This window comes from Flammeovirga sp. SubArs3 (assembly GCF_947387565.1).
Taxonomy (GTDB): domain Bacteria; phylum Bacteroidota; class Bacteroidia; order Cytophagales; family Flammeovirgaceae; genus Flammeovirga; species Flammeovirga agarivorans.
Window position 1 is genome coordinate 1 of record NZ_CANDOA010000023.1, and the last position, 4,394, is coordinate 4,394.

General features: G+C 36.0%; 2 protein-coding genes and 1 tRNA gene. 2 read left to right on the forward strand and 1 reads right to left on the reverse strand.

Annotation, left to right across the window (positions count from 1 at the left end; translation table 11 throughout):
- Positions 1–208 precede the first annotated feature (208 nt).
- Positions 209–280 (forward strand) — tRNA-Thr (locus QL232_RS27130).
- A gap of 64 nt (positions 281–344) precedes the next feature.
- Positions 345–1,523, forward strand: coding sequence for an elongation factor Tu (tuf, locus tag QL232_RS27135; protein WP_169667294.1), 1,179 nt, complete (start codon positions 345–347; stop codon positions 1,521–1,523).
- A 328-nt stretch (positions 1,524–1,851) separates the two neighbouring features.
- Here tuf and uvrB read toward each other — a convergent pair whose 3' ends face one another.
- Complete coding sequence (gene uvrB, locus QL232_RS27140) at positions 1,852–3,882, reverse strand: excinuclease ABC subunit UvrB (protein WP_281616486.1); 2,031 nt, start codon at positions 3,880–3,882, stop codon at positions 1,852–1,854.
- Positions 3,883–4,394 lie beyond the last annotated feature (512 nt).

The following is a 4,394-nucleotide window of genomic DNA, read 5'->3' on the forward strand; positions in this document are numbered from 1 at the left end:
TTCCAGAGCGGTCAAATGGGACGGACTGTAAATCCGTTGCTTCGGCTTCGCAGGTTCGAATCCTGCCCCTCCCACTATCAATAAAAGAAGCTGTTTTTATAATAGAAGAATTTATTGAGAAATTTTGTAGTTAGTGTTTCTTCAGATCTCTAACTGCATTTCGAGGAAAATCGAAAATCTACCTGGGTAGATTGCGGTAACAGCATAAGCTGCCGTAGCTCAGGGGTAGAGCACTTCCTTGGTAAGGAAGAGGTCGGGAGTTCAAATCTCCTCGGCAGCTCGATTTTGCTTTCAAAATCTGAAGATTGAAATCTATTAATTGTATATAATTCTTTTTAAGAAAGATGGCTAAGGAAACATTTGACCGTTCGAAACCCCATTTGAACATTGGTACAATCGGTCACGTTGACCACGGTAAAACAACTTTAACTGCGGCAATTTCATCAGTTTTAGCAAACAAAGGTCTTGCTGAGCAAAGAGATTTCTCACAAATTGACAACGCTCCAGAAGAAAAAGAACGTGGTATCACGATCAACACTTCTCACGTTGAATACCAAACTGAGAACCGTCACTATGCACACGTTGACTGTCCAGGTCACGCCGATTACGTGAAAAACATGGTAACTGGTGCTGCACAAATGGACGGTGCTATCTTAGTAGTAGCTGCTACTGATGGTGCTATGCCTCAAACTAAAGAGCACATCCTATTAGCTCGTCAGGTTGGTGTACCTAAAATCGTTGTGTTCTTGAACAAAGCGGATATGGTAGACGACGAAGAGATGCTTGAGCTAGTTGAAATGGAAGTAGCTGAAGAACTTGAGTCAAAAGGTTATGAGGACGCTGTTATCGTTCGTGGTTCTGCATTAGGTGCATTGAACGGTGAAGATAAGTGGGTAAAAACAGTTGAAGAATTAATGGAGGCTGTTGATACTGAAATTCCTCTTCCAGAGCGTGATGTAGATAAAGATTTCTTAATGCCAGTAGAGGACGTATTCTCGATCACAGGTCGTGGTACTGTAGCTACAGGTCGTATTGAGAAAGGTGTTGCTAACACAGGTGATGCTGTTGAAATCATGGGTCTTGGTGACAAATTAACATCAACTATTACTGGTGTTGAGATGTTCCGTAAGATCTTAGATAGAGGTGAAGCTGGTGATAACGTAGGTATCTTATTAAGAGGTATCGACAAAGCAGACATCAAGCGTGGTATGGTAATCTGTAAGCCAGGTTCTGTAACTCCACACAAGAAGTTTACTGCTGAGATCTACGTTCTTTCAAAAGAAGAAGGTGGTCGTCACACTCCATTCTTCAAAGGTTACAACCCTCAGTTCTACTTCCGTACAACTGACGTAACTGGTACTATCGCTTTACCTGACGGTGTTGAGATGGTAATGCCAGGTGATAACGTTACTATCACAGTTGATCTTCAAAAAGAAATCGCAATGGAGGAAGGTCTTCGTTTCGCGATTCGTGAAGGTGGACGTACAGTAGGTGCAGGTCAAGTTACTACAATCGTTGAGTAATTGATTCTCAACATTAGTTGAGCACATATATTAAGAGGTTATCTAGCAATAGATAACCTCTTTTTATTTCTAAAGGAATTTTTCCTTCTTCTCTTTCGAAAACTTCATAAAGAAGACAATCGTAAGAATCAACGATGTTAGTGCGATAAAGAGCCATAACTTACTCATGAATTCTTCATTTTCTTTTGAACTTTTAATGAACCAAATAAGTCCATTGCAAGTGTTTACTAGCGTAAGAATTAGCATTCGAAAAGATGGGGTCTCTTTAAAATAGTCGATTAGTTTTTGCATGATTTGTTTTATGGTATATTGTTTTGGATGTTGTTAATTATACTTTGCTGTTTTTTACTCTTTCTAATTCAAACATGATATCTCTAAGTCTTGCTGCTTCTACAAAATCGAGATCACTAGCAGCTTTTTCCATTTCTTTTTTCACTTGAGAGATCTGTTCGTTAATATTCTTTTTGCTATTTGCTTGATAAGTTGAAGCTTCTTCTGCAGCTTTGGCAAGGTTTGCTTCTTCGGATTGATAATCTTTACTGATTGATTTTTTATCCGCTACTTGTGTTTGTTCAATAATAGCATCATGTGATTTTCTTACAGTACGTGGAGTTATTCCATGCTCTAAATTGTATTCATGTTGGATTTGACGACGCCTTTTAGTTTCACTTATGGCTTTGTTCATGGATTTCGTCATTTTATCCGCATACATGATTACTCTACCATCGGAGTTACGGGCAGCTCTACCGATTGTTTGAATTAAAGACCTCTCATTTCTTAAGAAACCTTCTTTATCCGCATCCATAATAGCAACAAGCGAAACTTCCGGTAAGTCTAGTCCTTCTCTAAGAAGGTTGACACCTACTAGAACATCGATAATTCCTAATCGAAGTTCTCTTAAAATCTCAACACGATCTAATGGTTTGATTTCAGAATGTAAATAAGTAGACTTAATACCTATTTGATCTAAATATCTGGAAAGCTCTTCTGCCATCCTTTTAGTTAGAGTAGTAATCAAAACTCTATCACCTTTTTCTATTGTCGCTGTAACTTCTTCTAGTAAGTCATCAATTTGATTTAAAGTTGGTCGAACATCTATTTCAGGATCTAAAAGACCGGTTGGTCGAATAACTTGTTCAATAATTGCTCCTTCCGTCTTTAATAATTCATACTCACCTGGAGTAGCACTGACATATATACTTTGATTAACCACATTTTCAAATTCATTAAAAGTGAGTGGTCGGTTATCTAAAGCTGAAGGTAGTCTGAAACCATTGTCAACTAAGGAAATTTTTCTAGACCTATCTCCTCCCCACATGGCTCTAATTTGAGGTAAGGTCACATGGCTTTCATCAATAACCATTAAGAAATCATCTGGGAAATAATCAAGTAAGCAGAAAGGTCTTTGCCCAGGACGTCTTCTATCAAAAAAGCGAGAATAATTTTCGATACCAGAGCAGTATCCTAATTCTCGAATCATCTCAAGGTCAAACTCTGTTCGTTCCTTGATTCTTTTTGCTTCCATTGTTCGTTGATCTTTTTCAAAATATTTGATTTGATCAACTAGTTCATCTTGTATTTTGATGATAGACTCATTAATAGTGTCTTTTCCTGTAACAAATAAATTAGCAGGGAAAATGGTAATAGCATCTTCTCTTGATTGCATTTTACCAGTTTCTGGGTCGATTCTTTGAATTTCTTCAATTTCATCATCCCAGTATATAATTCTATATGCAAAATCTGCATAAGCAGGGTAGATGTCTACAGTGTCGCCTTTAACTCTAAAATTACCTCTATTAAATTCTATTTCATTCCTTGAATAAAGAATGTCAACAAAGTCTCTTAAAAGTTTTTGTCTTGGATATTCAATGCCGGTTCTAATTTTGAGAACATTTTTTCCAAATTCCTCAGGATTACCAATACCATATATACAAGAAACTGAAGCGACCACAATAACATCTCGTCTACCAGATAATAACGCTGAAGTACATGATAATCGAAGTTTCTCGATTTCATCGTTAATCATCAAATCTTTCTCAATGAAAGTATCTGTTGTTTGAATGTATGCTTCAGGTTGATAATAATCGTAGTAAGAGATGAAGTACTCTACAGCATTCTCAGGAAAAAACTGTTTGAATTCTCCGTATAGCTGGGCTGCTAATGTTTTATTATGACTAAGTATTAGTGTTGGGCGATTCGTTTCTTTTATGACATTTGCTATGCTAAATGTCTTACCCGAACCAGTAACACCTAATAAAATTTGAGAACTTTCCCCTGTTTCTACTCCTTCAGCCAATTCTTTTATGGCCTGAGGTTGGTCTCCCATTGGAGTGAAATCAGCAACTAATTTAAAATCCATAGAGTAATTATTGTAAGAAGATAAATATACTAAATTCTATAATTTATCTTTTGGTAATTGATACTATGATTTTTTGAAATATTTATACAACTATAATACTTTGATAAATAAATGATTAATGAGGTGTTATAATTTATTGATACTAATTTTTGATTAAGGGGCTTGAATTTTTCAAGTCAGTTATTACCTTTGCACTCCCTTCGAACGGAAGGCCAAATGAAAAAACACTCCTAGTTAGTACTATTCATTTTCAACATTTTGCAAAGAAGACAGTGCTGTAAATTAAAATTTCAAATGAAATCAAATAAGTATTGCATATTAAATTTCTCTTCTTACCTTTGCACTCGCTTCTGAAAAGAGGCGGTCATAAAAGACTAAAACGTTGGTCTTTTTAAGCAGAGAATAGAAGATTGAAAATCTTCAGAAATTAGCTCAAAAAAATAAAATAAAATTTTTTCAAAAAGAGTTTGGAGATTAAAATTTAGTTCTTACCTTTGCACTCGCTTCTCAAA